15 protein-coding genes are annotated in these 16,788 nt (G+C 64.6%); 5 read left to right on the forward strand and 10 right to left on the reverse strand.

Features of this window, described 5'->3' with window-relative positions; all coding sequences use genetic code 11:
* Positions 1-24 precede the first annotated feature (24 nt).
* From tadA to K1X74_00290, 5 genes are all read right to left on the reverse strand, one after another.
* Complete coding sequence (gene tadA, locus K1X74_00270; GenBank protein MBX7164753.1) at positions 25-1,812, reverse strand: Flp pilus assembly complex ATPase component TadA; 1,788 nt, start codon at positions 1,810-1,812, stop codon at positions 25-27.
* Positions 1,812-2,960 (reverse strand): PilT/PilU family type 4a pilus ATPase, encoded by a 1,149-nt coding sequence (locus tag K1X74_00275; GenBank protein MBX7164754.1) that lies wholly within the window; start codon positions 2,958-2,960, stop codon positions 1,812-1,814. Before K1X74_00275 ends, tadA begins: the two co-directional genes overlap by 1 nt.
* Before the next feature lie 44 nt (positions 2,961-3,004).
* Complete coding sequence (gene hisF, locus K1X74_00280) at positions 3,005-3,778, reverse strand: imidazole glycerol phosphate synthase subunit HisF (protein ID MBX7164755.1); 774 nt, start codon at positions 3,776-3,778, stop codon at positions 3,005-3,007.
* Positions 3,779-4,570: 792 nt separating this feature from the next.
* Positions 4,571-5,173, reverse strand: coding sequence for a hypothetical protein (locus K1X74_00285; GenBank protein ID MBX7164756.1), 603 nt, complete (start codon positions 5,171-5,173; stop codon positions 4,571-4,573).
* A 1-nt stretch (position 5,174) separates the two neighbouring features.
* The gene (locus K1X74_00290) at positions 5,175-5,972 is read right to left on the reverse strand and encodes an isoprenylcysteine carboxylmethyltransferase family protein (protein MBX7164757.1); all 798 of its coding nucleotides are present in this window, start codon (positions 5,970-5,972) and stop codon (positions 5,175-5,177) included.
* A gap of 212 nt (positions 5,973-6,184) precedes the next feature.
* On the opposite strand from K1X74_00290, the gene K1X74_00295 reads away from it, so the two are divergent.
* On the forward strand, positions 6,185-6,712 hold the full coding sequence (locus K1X74_00295; GenBank protein ID MBX7164758.1) for a TetR/AcrR family transcriptional regulator: 528 nt from the start codon (positions 6,185-6,187) through the stop codon (positions 6,710-6,712).
* Positions 6,713-7,081: 369 nt separating this feature from the next.
* Here K1X74_00295 and K1X74_00300 read toward each other — a convergent pair whose 3' ends face one another.
* Together K1X74_00300 and K1X74_00305 are read right to left on the reverse strand one after the other, a co-directional pair.
* Positions 7,082-8,116 carry a hypothetical protein gene (locus K1X74_00300; GenBank protein ID MBX7164759.1) on the reverse strand — a complete coding sequence of 345 codons (1,035 nt, stop codon included), beginning with the start codon at positions 8,114-8,116 and terminating at the stop codon, positions 7,082-7,084.
* Positions 8,117-8,430: 314 nt separating this feature from the next.
* The gene (locus K1X74_00305) at positions 8,431-10,422 is read right to left on the reverse strand and encodes a DEAD/DEAH box helicase (protein ID MBX7164760.1); all 1,992 of its coding nucleotides are present in this window, start codon (positions 10,420-10,422) and stop codon (positions 8,431-8,433) included.
* Positions 10,423-10,630: 208 nt separating this feature from the next.
* On the opposite strand from K1X74_00305, the gene K1X74_00310 reads away from it, so the two are divergent.
* Genes K1X74_00310 through K1X74_00320 form a run of 3 tightly spaced genes read left to right on the forward strand, consistent with a single transcriptional unit; the run spans position 10,631 to position 13,490 of the window.
* Positions 10,631-11,521 (forward strand): YIP1 family protein, encoded by an 891-nt coding sequence (locus K1X74_00310; GenBank protein MBX7164761.1) that lies wholly within the window; start codon positions 10,631-10,633, stop codon positions 11,519-11,521.
* Positions 11,522-11,549: 28 nt separating this feature from the next.
* Entirely contained in the window at positions 11,550-12,506 is a 957-nt protein-coding gene (locus K1X74_00315; GenBank protein MBX7164762.1) for a hypothetical protein, read from the forward strand.
* A 6-nt stretch (positions 12,507-12,512) separates the two neighbouring features.
* On the forward strand, positions 12,513-13,490 hold the full coding sequence (locus K1X74_00320) for a hypothetical protein (GenBank protein MBX7164763.1): 978 nt from the start codon (positions 12,513-12,515) through the stop codon (positions 13,488-13,490).
* Between the two features lie 151 nt (positions 13,491-13,641).
* Here the strand turns inward: K1X74_00320 and K1X74_00325 are convergent, their stop codons facing one another.
* The 3 genes from K1X74_00325 to K1X74_00335 all read right to left on the reverse strand — a co-directional run bounded on the left by K1X74_00325 (position 13,642) and on the right by K1X74_00335 (position 15,336).
* On the reverse strand, positions 13,642-14,508 hold the full coding sequence (locus K1X74_00325; protein MBX7164764.1) for a thiazole synthase: 867 nt from the start codon (positions 14,506-14,508) through the stop codon (positions 13,642-13,644).
* A gap of 7 nt (positions 14,509-14,515) precedes the next feature.
* Positions 14,516-14,716 carry a sulfur carrier protein ThiS gene (gene thiS, locus K1X74_00330; protein ID MBX7164765.1) on the reverse strand — a complete coding sequence of 67 codons (201 nt, stop codon included), beginning with the start codon at positions 14,714-14,716 and terminating at the stop codon, positions 14,516-14,518.
* 71 nt (positions 14,717-14,787) lie between these two features.
* The gene (locus K1X74_00335) at positions 14,788-15,336 is read right to left on the reverse strand and encodes a hypothetical protein (GenBank protein MBX7164766.1); all 549 of its coding nucleotides are present in this window, start codon (positions 15,334-15,336) and stop codon (positions 14,788-14,790) included.
* A 200-nt stretch (positions 15,337-15,536) separates the two neighbouring features.
* Here K1X74_00335 and K1X74_00340 point away from each other — a divergent pair, with 200 nt between their 5' ends.
* Positions 15,537-16,697 (forward strand): Gfo/Idh/MocA family oxidoreductase, encoded by a 1,161-nt coding sequence (locus K1X74_00340; protein MBX7164767.1) that lies wholly within the window; start codon positions 15,537-15,539, stop codon positions 16,695-16,697.
* Positions 16,698-16,788 lie beyond the last annotated feature (91 nt).

Consider the following 16,788-nt stretch of genomic DNA (forward strand, 5'->3'; position numbering starts at 1 on the left):
GGGTTATCGCCGGAGGGGGTGCCGTTATTCCTTCAAGACGCGCTGCAGCTCTTGCAGCGAGGTCACGCCGCGAGCCACCAACAAAATGCCTTCTTCCTGGATCGTCCGCAGGCCTTCCTTGCGGGCGGCCAGCCGCATGGCGTCGAGTTTCGCGCCGGCGGCCATCTGGGCCCGCAATTGCGGCCCCACGACGAGCACTTCGTACATCCCAGTGCGGCCGATGTAGCCCACGCCGCCGCAGGTCGCGCAGACCTCCTCTGGCTGTTGCGGCGGACGATACAAGGCCTCGACCTTGCCCGGGGGCAGCCCCAATTTCTGCAACAAGGCCGGTTGCGGCGCATAGGCTTCGCGGCAGGTCTCGCACAGCTTGCGAACCAACCGTACGTTGACGCTGGCCGAAACGGTCTCAGCAAACTTGGCCACATCGGGCTGCATCATCAGCAACCGCGCCAGCGCCTCGACGCTGTCCCGGGCGCGCACGGTCGTCAACACGGTGCGCCGCTCCGCAGGCTGGTCCAGCAGCAAGTTCAGCGTCTCGGCGTTCACCAGGTCGCGGACCACGATCACGTCGGGATAGGCCCGCAGCAACCGGGGCAGCACGTCGAGCGGCTTCTCGCCGGCAGCCGCGTCGTAGGTGGTGACGGTGACGTTCTCGATGGCACGTTCCGGCGCGTTGACCTCGTCGATCGAGATGTAACTGCGGACGTACCGGTCGCAAGTTCCCAGTGCCGCGCCGACCAGCGCAGACAAGCCGCCGCCCGGCGGTGAAGAAAACACGATGAAACTGGGTTGGTCGAGCAACTCCACGAGCTGCTCGATTTGCTTGTCGCGCATCCCCAGTTCGGGCAGCTTTTTGAAGTGGGTCTTGCCGTCGTCGAACTGCATCACGACGCGCTCGCCGGTCTTGGTCCCTTGCGAGACGATCCGGCAGGTGTATTTCGTATTGTCGAACTCGGCGCCGAAGCTGCCGCGTTGGCGCGCCCGGCGCTCGCGCGGGTTCAAGGCCGAGATCGTCTTGTACACCGTCAGCACGGCGTCGCCCGTCTCGCGATCCTGGGCCTCGCCGTTGCTCCACAGGCCGTCGACCTCGTAGCGCACGGCCACGGCCTGTGCCGTGTAGTCCAGCATGATCGTACCGGCGCGCCGCGCCAGGGCGTCGGCCACCAGGGCCCGGGCCACTTCGTAGGCCGGGGACTCCTTGGCGGCCATCAGGTTCGCGTTGTCGTGCACGTTCGTCTCGCCGCCGCGCGCCGTGAACTTGACCGGCGGGCCCAATTGGTCGGCCGACTTGCGCTCGGCGTCGATCTTGATCCCCAGGGGAGCCAGCCGCTCGGAGAACCAGAACCGCAGATGATCGGCATTGAGCACCGTCTGCTGCGGCTCGACGCGCGGATTGCGATAGCCGACGTAGACGAACATCGGCACCAGCCAGGTCAGCACCAGCAGCGGCCACCCCAGCCAGAAGATCGGAATGATGATCAGCAGCACAGCCCCCGCAGCGAAGCTGCCCAGCGTGAGCGAGTTCCAGCGAAACGTCTTGAACTTGAACGTTTGCGCGTCCTGGTTGATCCAGTCGGCCGTGCGCACCCAGAGCAAAAACGTGACCCACGTCAGCGCCAGCTTGGTCAGGCTGAAATAGAAGCCCGGTCCGTAGGGAAACGGATCGACGTTCACCGTGGGCAGCGTCAGCCGCACTTCCTGACCCACGGCCAGACCGGGAACGAGGGCCCACAACAGCGTCGCCGCGAGCGCTGCCGCTGCGCCGCGCCACCGGGTACGGTTTGACAACAATCGCCAGGCGTCGACAGGCATCAGAGAATCCCGGGGGCCGCAACCCGAATGCCCTTGAGCGCCATCTTCAGCGCTTCGACATTCGGAGCCACTTCGAATGCGGTCGCCCGGTCGATCAAGTCGGCGTCAACCAGCGAAGTCAGGCTCATGGTGAAATCTTGCATGCCCTCGGTGGCGCACATGCGAATCGCGTCGGATAGCTTTTCGTCCGACTCCTCCAAAATCAACTTGCGCACCGTGGGATTAAACGTCATGATCTCGACGGTCGGCACCCGGCCCACGCCCGGCTTGATTGACGGCAGCAGCTTCTGCGCGACGATGCCCCGCATGTTGAAGGCGATCGCGCTGCGCAGTGCCGGGTGCATCTCGCGGGGAAACAAGTCGAGAATACGCCCGATCGTCGAAGGCGCGCTCGACGCATGAATCGTCCCGAACACCAGGTGGCCCGTCTCGGCGGCGTGGATCGCCGTCATGAAGGTCTCTTTATCGCGCATTTCGCCCACGAGCATCACGTCGGGGTCTTCGCGCACGGCGTGCTTCATGCCGATCTCGAAGTCCTTCACGTCGCTGCCGATTTCGCGCTGGTTGATCAGGCACTTTTCCTCGGTGAACACGAACTCGATCGGGTCTTCGAGCGTGAGGATGTGTTTGCGGTAGTTGCGGTTGATCCAATTGAGCATCGACGCGATCGTGGTGCTTTTGCCCGAGCCGGTGACACCGGCCAGCAGCACCATCCCCTGGTCGAATTTGCACAGGTCGACCATCGACGGCGGCAGGTACAACCCTTCGAAGTCGGGAATCCAGTTGTTCACGCGCCGGGCCACGAGCCCGACGTGCCCCAGCTGCTGCAGCATGTTCACACGGAACCGCCAGCGAGTGCCGTCGACGTCGACCGTGTAGGCAAAGTCGGCCCCGCCCGTCTCCTCGAAGATGCCCCGGTTCCGGTCGTTGAGCATCGGGAACAACAGCCGGCACATCTCCTCGTCTTCGATTGCCGGCCGCGACAGCGGGCGCAGCGAACCGTTGACGCGGACCATCGGCGGGCGCCCGACCTTCAGGTGCAGGTCGCTCCCCTTGAGCTTCACCAGGCTCCGAAACAAGACGTCGACTTCCAGGTCTTGCTTGCGGTTGATGAACCGGTCCGGAATTCCACCCGGCGTCTGCGACATGACCGTCTGTCCTCTTCCTCGAGTCACTCAGCCGCCCGCACGCTTCAGGCACACAGCCGCACGGGCAGGCCGCGCTGGTGCATGATCTGCTTGGTTTGGGCAATCGTGTATTCACCGAAATGAAAGATGCTCGCCGCCAGCGCCGCGTCGGCATGGCCGATCGCGATCGCGTCGGCCAGATGCTCGGGCCGCCCCGCTCCGCCGCTGGCCACCACCGGCACCGAAACCGCGTCGGCCACCGCGGCGGTGATCTCCAGATCGTAACCGTTCTTGGTCCCGTCGGCGTCCATCGAGGTCAGCACGATCTCGCCGGCGCCCAGCCGCTCGACCTCGAGCGCCCAGGCCACGGCTTCGAGTCCGGTGCCGATCCGGCCGCCGTTGATGTGCACTTCCCACAGCTCGCGGCCGTCGCGCTGCACGCGTTTCGGGTCGATATTGACCACGATGCACTGGCTGCCGAATCGCCGGGCGGCCTGCCGGACAAAGTCGGGATTGCGGCACGCCGCCGAGTTGATCGAGACCTTGTCGCAGCCCGCGTTGAGCAGGGCGCGGATGTCTTCGAGCTCGCGAATGCCCCCGCCCACGGTGACCGGCATGAAGCAGACCTCGGCCGTGCGGCGAACGACGTCGAGCATGATGTCGCGCCCCTCGTGGCTGGCGGTGATGTCCAAGAACACCAGCTCGTCGGCCCCCTCGGCCTCGTAACGGGCGGCCACTTCGACCGGGTCGCCGGCGTCGCGCAACTGAACGAAATTGGTCCCCTTGACGACCCGACCGCGGTCGACGTCCAGACAGGGGATCACACGCTTGGCGAGCATGGCCTCTCCGCGGGCGCAGGCAACCGGTGCCGGCGCGGCTACGCAAACGACCCAGCCAGGGCAGCGCAACGACGCCGCCCAATCAAACGCTGTTCCGGGAAGAGTGAACCACCACGGCGCCCCGCAGGACGCCGACCGGCGACGGCCCACTCAACGCCGACAGGCGACGGGCAGCCTCCGCCCGGTTCACCCCAAACCGCCACTGTAGACCGCCCCCCAGAGACGGTCAACCAGCGGTCCGAGCGTGCCTCGCCCGCCCGTTTTCCGGCAAGTTTTCAGCGTTTGGGGCCGCTCCCCACTCACCCGCGCAAGCGTCCGCCGCGCCGCCGCCAGGCGATAAGGCCCAGGCAGCCAACGACCCCAAGCACCCAGCTCGACGGCTCGGGCACGGTGACGAGGAAAACCCGGTTGCCAAATTCCCGATCGCGGATTGGCTCCGGAATCCAGGCAAGGAGACCCGTGCTGGAAATCCTCCGGAGGCGACAAGTGCAAAAGGCCCTCCGTCGATCCCCTTGGCGGGCCATCGCCAGGGTTAGGAGCTGCGCCGCCTGCAGCAGAAATGGGCTGCCAAGGAAATCTCGCCGTCAAGAATCTGCGATTTCTCGAAGTAACGATGGTGCAACCCGATGGAAGGGTCGATCGTGTTGTGTTCGGCGACAACCGCGAGCCAATGGTTCGTCCAAGACAACATTCTCCTAGCCATCGAAACTCCGCCTAAGACTTATCCCTCGCGACACAAGCGGGCGGGTCTTGTGCACGCAAGTGCTTCGTCGATGCAACCGTCTGCACGAATCAGGGCTGCAAGTGGCGCATCGGTGTGTCGCCAGACGCCACGGTGATCGCGGGTTGTTCAATCAACGAGGGCCTGGCGTTTTTTTGCCAGTGGGAAGTTGAGTGGCCGGCAAGCGAGCACGTGATCGGCGAATGGCTCGCTCGCGACACACCACATGCAGAAAAGGGAGCGGACGAAGTGGCGGACCCGCGCACCAGCCCGCCGGCACAGGGCTCCCGAAAGAAGACCTGCCACAACAACGCACGGCCGAGCGGCTCCGTCCGGTTCCAGGGCGCCACGCTGAGCAGGCGCAGCAGCGGGCAGTAGCCCACGGTGATCATGGCCGTCGTGCCGACGAGCTGCACCCCATAGATCCAACTCATCCACGGCAATGCGCCCGCTACCAGTAATACGAGGTAGGCCAGTCGGACCTGGACGGGATACGGCCGAAGCTGCTGGAGCAGCATCAAGTAGTAACCGCCGACCAGCGCGCATAGACTCGTTGCGATCAACAGGGCCCAGGCATAACCGGCCAGGTGCAGGGCGAGCAGCGGCACGGTCAATGCCCAGTGCCACCAGCTCAGGTTCTTCAAAACGTTCCAGTCGATGCGGCCGCTGGACATGTCAAGACTCCTGGTTGGCTAACGGCGCCACGGGAATGCCGGGAGCCATCCTGTTGGCCGCGCTCGCGGCAATCGGCTTCAATCGCGGCACAAACATGGGTACGCGCCGCCGATAGTCCTCGTACTGGTGGCTGAAGTGCGACACCAGGTCGCGTTCCTCGACCACGGCCGCCAGGGCCATATAGACCGTCATCACTCCCGCGAAGAGCAAATGGCCAGCGGTCATGACGGGCGTCGCCCAGAAGGCAATCGCCCAACCGACGTAGAGCGGATGGCGGACGTGCTTGTAAGCCAGCGGCTCGCGAAACGGTAAAGCCGTGTAGTCCTGCCTTCGCCAGTGCAGCCACACCTGCCGCGTGCCGAAGAGGTCGAAGTGATTGATCAGCAGGGTCACGCCCGGTACCAGCAACCAGCCGATGGCAAACAGAACCCAGGCGGCTGCCCGCAGGACCGGCGTCTGCACGTCCCAGACGACGACGTCGATCGTTCGCCACTGCCACATCAACACCATCGTCACCAGACAGGAAGCCAAGACGTAGGTGCTGCGTTCGATGGGCTGCGGTACGATTCGGGTCCAGATTATTTTGAACGCGGGCCGGGCCATGATCGAATGCTGCGCGGCAAACAGCGCCAGCAACAACAGGTTGACCACGACGGCCGCGCCAACTGGGCCCGCCGGGGCCGAGTCGATCGACTTGGGCACCAACGCATTGCCGACAAAGCCGGCCAGATAGACGAAGATCCCGAGAAAGAGCAAGTGGCAGGCGACGCCGTAAACGAGGTAGAGCGACCGCTTCATGGGAGACCCTTGAAAACAAGTGTGATCGGAACGAATGCATGCAGCTCGCGGGGCTCAACCTGGCCCGGCGTTGTCTGCTGGAATTATCGCCCCTCCCGCGACGAGCAAGAGTTCACTTCTGGTAAACTTAGGGGTTGACTCCAAGTACACCCTGCCTGGGTAGCTTGCACGCCATGCCCACCCCTACTCGTCTGCGTCTCATCGAATCAGCGGTGAGTCGCTTTTACCGCGACGGTTTCCGCAGCGTGGGCATCGACCAGGTGATCGCCGATGTCGGGATCAGCAAGACGGCTTTCTACAAGCACTTCGAGAGCAAGGATGACTTGATGCTCGCAGCGCTCGAACTGCAGAACGCCTGGCTACAAGACACCTTCCACACGATGATTCGCGAGCGAGGTGGGCCTACGGCAATCGGACAACTGCATGCAGTGCTCGACGTCGTTGATCACATCATCTCGACCGAAGGATTTCACGGCTGCATCTTTGTGAACGCCGCGATCGAGTTTCCACTGCCGCACGAACCGGCCCACATTGCGGCCGCTGAGAACAAACAGGCGATTGAGGACATACTCAACGCGCTCGCCGTCGAAGCGGGAGCGGACGACCCTCGCGCGCTGGCACAGGAGTTGTGCCTGATCATGGAGGGGACTTACGTGACGCGGCACGTCACCGGAAACAAACTGACGATCGACGTCGCTCGGCGAATCGCGAGTCTCCTCATCGCGTCGCACTGTCCCTAGCCTTGGGCAGCAACGGGTTGATCCCTCTGCGAACTCCATTTGGGCATCGAGTGCGTCTCGGCATAGCCTCTGCTTCGTCGGATTGCATGGGCGAATCGATCAAGGATTCACCTGCTTCGCCTGCCTTGACCTGCCGGCCAAGCGATCTTTGCCTGCGCCGACCCGCTCAATGCGGCACCGCGCCGCGGGCAGTACCGCCAGCAGCGGCCGGCTGTACGGTTTCGTCAGCACCCGCGGGTCGAGAATCACGACCCGGCCCGCGTCGATGGCTTCGAGGATCGCTTCGGGTCGCGCCTCTCAGAGCGGCCGGTCCGGAACGCTGAACGGCAGCCGCGAGATGATCACGCAACGCAGCGCGTCGCCCCCCTGCTATTCAGGGTCGCGATGTTTCGCTTGTTTTCGCTGTGACTCGCGCTCGCCCGCCAAACCATACTCATCGTCAAACATCGCCTGGATCGCTCCGACGAGGGCACCGTCGATGGTATGAAAGGCCACTTCACGCGAATTTCGCCCGCCGACCGAAAAAGAAAACATCGCTTCTTTGCCGTCGCGAATCCAAACAAACATCGCACGTCGGCTACCGAGCCTGCGCACATTGACGCCGGCCGCTTGATAGGTCTCAACGAACCGTTCCTCGATCTCCTGCAAGTTTTCGATTAGCTCGCTGATGGTTTCGGGCGGATCCTCCAGACTGCCTAGATACTCACCATAGCCGGGCAACTCCTTGACCCGTCTAAAGTTCTCGTCGTCCGAAGCGGTTGCCTTGTTCACACTATCGAATCCGGCCTTCATCGCGTCCGTCGCCGTAGCGCGGTCAAAGCACAACAGGCGCACATTTTTCTTATCGATCCCCTTGGGCAGCGAGACCAGAGACTGCTTCAGGGCGCGCGCCCCGACCGGATCGGAAAGGATACCGTACGCGGGAAAATCGATGAGCACGTCGAGCCGGGACTCCGTACCGGCAACGAATTTATTGAGCGCATCGATGTTGGCAGGAAAATCGCCCAGGCATTCCGTGCGATGATAAAACGCCGTACGGTCGAGGTGAATCGCCAGTGTGAACAAGAGCACCGTCACGATGATCAACAGGAACGACGCGAGCAACGCCAGGGCCGCGTTATGCCGCCGAAACCAGCGAACCACATCGACATATCGACCAATCCGCAACCAGCGAAGCAACAACGCAAACAACAGTATCCCGAGAAGCGGGATCGTGATCCAACGCAGAATGAGCGGGCTTACCAGATCATTGGCCGACATCACACGGATCAACTCGCTCAACACCTGAAGAGGCACCAAGGCGAGCGAGAACAGCCCGATCAAGGTAATGTATCCCGGTCCTGCTTCCGCCGACTCGAGCTCTTGACGAATATTCTCCGCCTCTTGCTTGACTTCGCTGGCCATTTGAAACCTCAGTGCGGATTGCACGCGAAACGACGCACACACACCAAACGATTTTTCAGAGAGAAGCGACGCTTCGCTCGAAGCCCGGATGCCCTGTCGCTCGACGGCTGTCTGTGCCCTCGAGCCAAAGTCCGCGCCTCAACAACATGTCGCACAGGCATCGCGACGCAGGCATTTTTCGTAGCGCTTAGCGGCCCATTACAGCGAAAAATTCGCGCGGTGCAAGCGATTCCCGCCAACGAAGCGCTCGGGCGCCGATTAAGCAAATCCGTCTGAGCACAGAATTTCAGGCACCTTACAGACGATCTGCTTAGCTAGTGCTTATTCCCCGCGCCGACGCGCTCGATGCGGCGCCGTGCCTCGGGCAGTGCCGCCAGCAGCGTCCGGCCGTAGGGCTTCGACAGCACCCGCGGGTCGAGGATCACGACCCGGCCCGTGTCGGTGGCCGTGCGGATCAGCCGGCCGAAGCCTTGTTTGAGCTTCAGCGCCGCCTCGGGCAATTGATAGTCGCGAAACGGCACGCCGCCGGCCTCGCGAATCGCTTCGAGTCGCGCCTCCAAGAGCGGCCGGTCCGGAACGCTGAACGGCAGCCGCGTGATGATTACGCAACGCAGCGCGTCGCCCGGCACGTCGACCCCCTGCCAGAAACTGTCAGTACCCAAGAGCACCCCGCGCGGCTGGGCCTTGAACCGTTCGAGCAGTTGCGTGCGCGGCGTGCCGTCGGCCTGCGAATAGAGCGCCAGGTCGTGCTGCGCCAGCCAGGGCGCCAGCGCCGTCGCCGCGCGGCGCAGCATGTCGTAGCTGGTGAACAGGACGAACGCATGGCCGTCGGATTCGGCGACGTAGCGGCGGATCTGCTCCCAGGCCCGTTGTTCGAAGGCCTGCGGCTGAGCGGCCGGGTCGGGCATGTCTTCCAACAGCACCAATTCGGCCTGCCGGCGATAGTCGAACGGACTACCCAGCGCCAGCGTATCGACCTGTGTCAGTCCCAAACGCGACTTGAGAAACTCGAAGCCGCCTTCCCGGCCTGCCGACAACGTCGCGCTGGTGAGCACGGCCGTCGCCCCTGCGCCGAACAACTCGCTGCGCAGCGCGGGCCCGACGTCGACCGGCGCCGCGGCGAGCGTCGTGCGCGGCCGGCCGGCGGCGGTCGTCTCGACCCAATAGACGCAGCCCTCGAATTGCTGCCGGCACCAGGCGTCGAGCTGCTGCGCCAAGGCTTCGAGCCGATCGGCCGCGGAAACAATGTCTTGGCGCTGTTCCTTGTCTTCCAGACTTTCGCCGGCCGTGGCCACGCTCTTGGCCAGCTTCTTGAGCAGCGGCCCGAGCCGGTTGGTCACCACCTCAGGCTCGTGCACGCGGCCATTCTTCGGGGCCGACTCGTCGAGCCAGGCGCGGACCTCGTCGAAGAACTCGCCCGACTCGCGGCGCGCGGCCTGCACATCTTTGACCAGGTTGTCCCAACGGTGATGCACCAGCAGGCCACGGCCGGTACGGTCGTTGTACAAACGGCTGAGCACGTACTCGACCTGGCCCGACGAGGTGCTCGCGCCCAGGTGATCGGCCGCGACGGACTCGAGCGTATGGGCCTCGTCGAATACGACCACGTCGTAGTCGGGCAGGATGCTCGCGCCCGCGCGGCGCAGGGCCAGGTCGCTGAAGAACAGCGCGTGGTTGACGATCAACAGTTGCGCGTTCTGCGCCCGGCGCCGGGCTTGATAGTAGAGGCACTCGTTGTAGCTGGGACATTGCCGGCCCAGGCAGTTGCCGTGATCGCTCGACACCTCGTCCCACACGGCCGGCGTCGGCCGGAAGCTCAGGTCCGACAGCGAACCGTCGGTCGTTTGGCTTGCCCAAGCGCCCAAGGCGCGCAGCTCTTCGAGCTGCTCGTCGTGATAGAAGATCGAAGTGGCCCGGTCCATGGCCGTGCGCCAGCGGCGCAGGCTGATGTAGTTGCCACGCCCTTTGACGAGCACCGCCGAAAACTCCAGCGGAATCACGGCCCGCAACAACGGCAGGTCCTTGCCCAGCAATTGCTCCTGCAGGCTGATCGTGTGGGTCGAGATGATCGCGCGGCGCGGGCGGCGCGTTTCCTCGTCGCCGGCCGCGACGGCCAGGATGGCAGGCACCAGATAGGCAAAGCTTTTGCCCACGCCCGTGCCCGCCTCGACAATCAGGTGGCGTTGCTCGCTGATCGCCCGGGCCACGGCATCGGCCATTTCGAGCTGTTGCGGCCGCACTTCGTAGTTGGGCAGCCGCGCCGCGACGCGTCCGTCGGGTCCCAGGATGTCGCGGGATGTGAGCATGCAGGCCAATCCTCGGCGCGTCGCGCTGCACCAGCAGCCAATTTGCTCAAGCGTAGCAAGTGCACGCGGTCGCTCCCATGAGGCCGTCGCCACGCGCGGCCGGACAGCGGGCTGGCGGCGCAATTTGGACCGCCGGCGATCAAATTGATATGCTCACCCGCGACCCGCACGGTCCGGCGCAGGATGTGAGGCAGAAAGTGATCGGACGATGAGCATCGAATTTCGCTGCCCGGCGTGCAACAAACTGCTGCGAACTCCGGACGACACCGCAGGGCAGCAGGTCAAGTGCCCGGCCTGTTCGACTCCGCTGACGATCCCGGCCATCTCGATCGTGGCCGACGACGCCGGCGGCGGTTTTCCCCCACCGCCACCGCCTCGCGGGGGCGGCGTTGACCCGGGCGACATCCCGGGCGTGTTTCCCAACTTTCCCGGCGGCTCGCCAACGAGTGCGAGCCGAACCGGCCCGCCTTGGGAGCGCGACGGCGCCTCGCTCGGATCGTTCATTGCCACGCTGCGCGAGGCCTACCTGGCGATGGGCGAGCACTTTGCCCGCATGCGGCGCACCGGCGGCTATCTCAAACCGCTCGGATACCTGATCGTCACCAACCTGTTGGCGCTCACGGTGACTTTCTTACTCGAGTCGTTGATGTTCAGCGCCGACGTGAGCGCCAAGGCACTGCTTGGCCCGTTGGGCGAAACGAGCGTCGAGCGTTGGCAAGCCATCGGCGGCGGTGGCATGGGCCTGGGCGGGTTGCTCTGCAGTGGGCTCGTCTTCACGCCGCTGGCCGCCGTGTTGAGCGCCTTACTCGGCAGCGGCATTCTGCACTTCTGTTTGAAAATGGTCGGCGGCGCCACGCAGCCCTTCGAGACGACCTATCGCACGTTTTGCTACGGCGCCGGCAGCGCCGGACTGCTGCAGTTCGTGCCGTTCTGCGGACGTTTGATTTGGGTCATCGGGCTCTTGGTGTTCTTGGTGCGCGGATTATCGGCCATGCACGAGATCTCGACGGCCAAGGCGTTGTTGGCTACGCTCCCCCCGTTTCTGGTGTGCGGTATCTGCGGCTGCGTCGGCATGGTGTTCGGCGGCGGCGCGGGCTGATTTGTGCCCTTAAGAAGGCAACTCCCTGATGAGCATTGAATTTCGCTGCACGTCTTGTAACAAGCTGCTCCGTACCGGCGACGATACGGCCGGCCGGCAGGTGAAGTGCCCCGTGTGCGGGACCGCGCTGACGATTCCCCAGCCGGCCAATGATCTGGGCAATCTGCCCAACGAACCCAACGCCGGTCCGCCGCCCCCGCCGCCGCCTGGACCGGGCCTCGGCGGCGAGAATCCGTATCAATCACCGATGACCGGCGGCGTCCTTCCCCAGCGCGGCGGCGGAGGGATGGGGCCGCCTTGGGAGCGCGACGGCGCATCGGTCGGTTCGTTCATCGCCACGGTCCGCGAGATGTACACCTCGACGGCCACCTTGTTCGGACAGATGCGCCGCACAGGGGGATATCGAGGACCGCTCTATTTCCTCATCGTCGCGTATTTGATCGCCATGCTTTTCAGCCTCGTCTATGGCATTGCGATGAACGCCGTCGGCTTCGGCTTATTCGGCATGGGCAAATTCGCGGGCATGCCCAAGATGAACGGCGCCGACGTTGGCATGATATTGGGCATGCTGGCGGGTTACGTGTGCATGGCGATCGTGATCGTGCCGGTCTTCTCGGTCATCTTGTCGTTCCTCGGCAGCGGTGTGGTGCACTTGATGCTCAGCCTGTTGGGCGGCGCGACACAGCCGTTCGAAGCCACTTACCGGGTGTTTTGCTACGCCCTGGGCAGCGCGGTGATGATGAGCGTGATCCCGATCTGCGGTCAATACTTGGCCATCATTCCGTTGCTGATTTTCCTCTCGTGGGGACTCATGCTGGTACACCAAACTCCGCTCTGGAAAGCGATCGCCGCGCCGCTGCTACCGTTCCTCATCTGCGTGGGGATCTGCTGCGGATTCTACGCGTTCATGTTCGCGGCGCTCGCCGCAGGTGCCGGCGCGGGGGGCGGGGGTGTCGGGGTGTTCGACCCTGCCATGGGCCAATAGTATCTGATGGCGACCGACGATCCTTCCAATTTGAATCCGTATGCCTCGCCGCAGGCACTGTCCTACGAAGGGACGACGGTCTCGCGCGAAGCGGCGCTGGGCCGTGGCACCTTTCTCATCGGCGAGGTGCTCGCGACGGGCTGGCGGCTGTTCTGGGCCCGCAAGTGGGTTTGCATCGTCGGCACGTTCGCCGTGATGGTGCTGTACATTGCGGCGACAATGTCTTGCACGTTTGGCTTCGTTCTGCTGTCGTCGCTGTTGCCGCTACGACCGGCGGTGGCCATGGCCTCGATGAATCTCGTCGCCCAGGCGGCCGGCTGGGTGATCCAGGCCCTGTTGTTTCCCGGGTTGTTGGTGTTTTACCTTGCGCTGACTCGCGGTCAGCCGGCTTCGCTGAACGACCTGTTCTCGGGCCCGGCCTATTTCCTGCGCGCGTTGCCCGCGCTGGTGGTGTTTGCGCTGCTGACCGGCGGTCCGTTCCTGGCACTGCAGTTCGTCAATCAGGCCTTTGGCGATTCGCCCATGGCTGTTCTGGCCGCGGCCGCCGGCATGATCGTGTGGGTGGTGCCGATGATCGTCCTCGCGCTGCTCTATTCGCAGTACCTGTTCCTGATCATCGATCGCGGCCTGCGCGTACGCGACTCGTTCCGCGTCTCACGCGAAATCACGCAAGGCAACCGCCTGCGATTGCTGGGATTGTACCTGGTGATGATGCTGGTCTACGTTTTCGCGTTCGTGCCGGTGGCCATCGGCGTCGGTTTGATGGTCGCTTCTACCGCGGTGTCAGGCACCGGCGGCAACGTCTTCATGGCTACCGGCGCGATCCTGATCCTGGCGTCGATCCCGTTGGCGATCGCCGGAATTGCCGTGGTGGCGCCGTGGTTTGGGCTGGCCTTTACCGTCGCGTATCTGAGGATGACGGGCCAACCCGTGGCTCAATTGCAAGCGCGGATCGACCTCCCCCGCGCGCCGGCGCTGGAGTAGTCGCGGCGCAGCTGGAGTAGTCGCGGTGCAACAGTCGATTCGCCAACTTCCCTGCGCAGAGGCCTGGACGCCACGGCTCGATCCGGCCTCGGCGATGCCGGCGTGCAGCGCACGACTTCCCAGGCCGATGGTCCTCGGCTTGCGAGCTGGCTCAGCGCGGCCGGCTGGGTGCGATCGTCCCTTCCTGGGGACTCGACGCCGTGGCGTAGAGCTTCTTGGGAATGCGTCCCGCGCGCCACGCCAGGCGCCCGCTTTCGACCGCCAGACGCATCGCCCGGGCCATCGCCAACGGGTCGGCCGCATGCGCGATGCCCGTATTGAGCAATACGCCGTCGACGCCCAACTCCATGGCGACCGTCACGTCGCTGGCGGTGCCCACTCCCGCATCGACGATCACCGGGTAGTCCGGATCGCCGTCCTTGAGGTACTCCAGGCAGATGCGGATGCTGTTGGGATTGAGCACGCCCTGCCCCGAGCCGATGGGGCTGCCGGCCGGCATGACACTCGCCGCGCCAGCCTGCTTGAGACGCCGGGCCACGATCGGATCGTCGCTCGTGTAGACCAGCACCTCGAAGCCGTCGGCCACGAGCTGCTCGGTCGCCTCGAGCGTGGCGATCGGGTCGGGCAGCAGCGTCTTCGTGTCGCCCAGCACCTCGAGCTTGACCCAATCGGCGCCGGGGTTTTCCAGGCCTTGCAGGATTTCGCGCCCTAGCCGCGCGACGCGCACGGCGTCGGCCGCGGTGAAGCAACCGGCCGTGTTCGGCAGAATCGTATAGCGCCGCAGATCGACAAAGTCGAGGATGTTGCGCCCCTGGGCATCGACCAGCCGTTCGCGGCGCACGGCCACGGTGATGCAATCCGCTCCGGACACGTCCAGGCACTCGCGCATCAATTCGAACGTGGCATACTTGCCGGTGCCGACGATCAACCGGCTGGCCAGCGCGTGCCGGCCAATCCGCAGGGGGCCCAATTCTGGACCCGGCGCCGCCTCGCGCGACGCGGTAACGGGCACGCTCATCGCTCGTTCAACCTCCACCCACCAGAGTCACGATCTCGACGCGGTCGCCCGGCCGCAGTTGCCGTTCGGCGTGCCGCGCGCGGGGCACCAGTTCAAGATTCACTTCGACGGCCACGAATTGCGGGCGCAGTTGCAGCCGCTCGACAAGCGCAGCGACGCTGGTTTCGTCGTCATATTCCTGGGGTTCGTCGTTGACGAAAATCTGCACGCCGCTGGCGCTCCGCAACCGGCCCGGTCTGGGTTCGGCCAACTCAGGCGAGCCGGCCCTGGCCGGTTGAATCAGTTCTGACCGCGAATCGCCGCCGTGCGAAATTGACCGACGTCGAGCTTCACGAGCGTGCCCTTGAAGCCCTGGCCCGAGTTTTGACTTTGCCGTGCCCAAGGCGCCATGTAGGCAGCCACTTTGCCCGAGGTCAATTCGGCCACGTAGACGATCGAGGCCGCCGGCTGAAGCTGGCCACCCGCGCGACGGATGTTGGCCCCGCCGGTGACCATCAAGAACCGCGGGTTTTTCGACAGGTCGATCTCGAGGTCCTGCAACACGTTGTATTCGTAGAAGCTGTTGAACTTGCCGGTCTGCACGCTGATCACCGCGGCCCGCAGGTCGCCGGTCAGAAAGTCGAGGAAGTAGATGCCCTCGATGTCGCCGTCCATCGGGCCCGTGCAGATGGCGAAATTCTCATAGCGATCGGTGGCCACGGCGTGGGCCTGTTGTGGCGCGAGCGCACCTCCCGTGATGGCGGCCGTCAGGACCCCGCCCAACAGCACACCTACGATCATGCCGCCGACCAGTCCTGCCTCGCGACTTTCCATCCACCGGTTGCGCATCGTCCTTGCCTCGTCTTGGGAAATTGCTCTGGCCCAGTTCTGCCCGTATCCTACTGGCGCTTGTTGACTTCTGCCAGTTGGCCGCCGCGCCACGGGGTGCGTCTTACGCGTGGCGGCCGATCGATGGAACGCACCCCGCGATGCCAGCTTAGAAAGAGCGAACGATGCCCACCAACGGAGCTTTGGGAAGAAAACTGCGGATGGCCCTGGTCGGCGGCGGCCAGGGGGCCTTCATCGGCCGCGTGCACGCCACGGCAGCCGTCATGGACAACCGCGCCGCGCTGGTGGCCGGGGCGCTGTCGAGCGATCGCCAGAAGGCCAAAGACTCGGCGCCCGACTACGACATTCCCGCCGCACGGGCCTACGGCTCGTATCGCGAGCTGATCGACGGCGAACTGAAACTGCCGGCCGACCAGCGGATCGATTTCCTCTCCGTGGCCACGCCCAACCACACGCACTTCGAGATCGCCAAGGCCGCGGTCGAGGCCGGCTTCAACGTGATGTGCGACAAGCCGCTCACGTTCGATCTGGCCCAGGCCGAACAACTGGCCGAGGCGGTCGACCGCTCGGGCGTGGTGTTCGGCGTCACGCACAACTACACGGGCTATCCGCTCGTGCGCCAGGCGCGGGAAATGGTCGCCAGCGGCGAGCTCGGCGAGGTCAACGCCGTCCGCTCGAACTACATCCAGGGCTGGCTCCGCACGCGGCTCGAGTCGGAGAACCAGAAACAGGCCGCGTGGCGGACCGACCCGAGCAAGAGCGGCGCCGCCGGCTGCTTCGGCGATATCGGTACGCATGCCTACAACCTCGGCCGCTATATGACCGGCCTGTTGCCGGCCGAGGTCAGTTGCCACCTGAAGACTTTCGCCCCGGGCCGGCAGTTGGACGACTATGGCCACGCGGTCGTGCGCTTCGAGAACGGAGCCCTGGGCACCGTGACCGCGTCGCAGATCAGCCACGGCCGCGAGAACGATCTGTTCATCGAGATCGACGGCACCAAGGGCTCGCTCGCCTGGCGCCAGGAAGAGCCGAACGTGATGGTCTATCGCCGCAACGGCCATCCGCACGCGCTCTACACGCGCGACCCGAATGCGGCGTATATGAACGAGTCGGGCAAGGCGGCTTGCCGGCTCCCCAGCGGCCATCCCGAGGCGTTCCTCGAGGCGTTCGCCAACGTCTATCGCGCGGCGTTCGACGCCATGGCCCAGCGGGCGACCGGCGCGGCTTTCGAACGGACCAACACGGTCTTCCCGAACATCAACGACGGCGTCGAGGGGATGTATTTCATCCAGCAGTGCGTCGCCAGCAGCCAGGCCGGCGGCCAATGGCTGCCGCTGCGCCATCCCCGGGCGCGGAAGTAAGGCCGCGGCCTAACAGCCCGTTGAAATAGGCCGTCGTGGCCTGTTTCAATCTCGCCAAGTGCGGAGCGAAGCTCCGCGCGGCTCGCAAAAT

The organism is Pirellulales bacterium (genome assembly GCA_019694435.1).
Lineage (GTDB): Bacteria > Planctomycetota > Planctomycetia > Pirellulales > JAEUIK01 > JAIBBZ01.

Bases quoted from the DNA above. Each gene is read 5' to 3' on its own strand.
- tadA (MBX7164753.1), bottom strand. From the start codon at position 1,812: ATGCCTGTCGACGCCTGGCGATTGTTGTCAAACCGTACCCGGTGGCGC.
- K1X74_00275 (MBX7164754.1), bottom strand. From the start codon at position 2,960: ATGTCGCAGACGCCGGGTGGAATTCCGGACCGGTTCATCAACCGCAAG.
- hisF (MBX7164755.1), bottom strand. From the start codon at position 3,778: ATGCTCGCCAAGCGTGTGATCCCCTGTCTGGACGTCGACCGCGGTCGG.
- K1X74_00285 (MBX7164756.1), bottom strand. From the start codon at position 5,173: ATGTCCAGCGGCCGCATCGACTGGAACGTTTTGAAGAACCTGAGCTGG.
- K1X74_00290 (MBX7164757.1), bottom strand. From the start codon at position 5,972: ATGAAGCGGTCGCTCTACCTCGTTTACGGCGTCGCCTGCCACTTGCTC.
- K1X74_00300 (MBX7164759.1), bottom strand. From the start codon at position 8,116: ATGGCCAGCGAAGTCAAGCAAGAGGCGGAGAATATTCGTCAAGAGCTC.
- K1X74_00305 (MBX7164760.1), bottom strand. From the start codon at position 10,422: ATGCTCACATCCCGCGACATCCTGGGACCCGACGGACGCGTCGCGGCG.
- K1X74_00310 (MBX7164761.1), top strand. From the start codon at position 10,631: ATGAGCATCGAATTTCGCTGCCCGGCGTGCAACAAACTGCTGCGAACT.
- K1X74_00315 (MBX7164762.1), top strand. From the start codon at position 11,550: ATGAGCATTGAATTTCGCTGCACGTCTTGTAACAAGCTGCTCCGTACC.
- K1X74_00320 (MBX7164763.1), top strand. From the start codon at position 12,513: ATGGCGACCGACGATCCTTCCAATTTGAATCCGTATGCCTCGCCGCAG.
- K1X74_00325 (MBX7164764.1), bottom strand. From the start codon at position 14,508: ATGAGCGTGCCCGTTACCGCGTCGCGCGAGGCGGCGCCGGGTCCAGAA.
- K1X74_00335 (MBX7164766.1), bottom strand. From the start codon at position 15,336: ATGCGCAACCGGTGGATGGAAAGTCGCGAGGCAGGACTGGTCGGCGGC.
- K1X74_00340 (MBX7164767.1), top strand. From the start codon at position 15,537: ATGGCCCTGGTCGGCGGCGGCCAGGGGGCCTTCATCGGCCGCGTGCAC.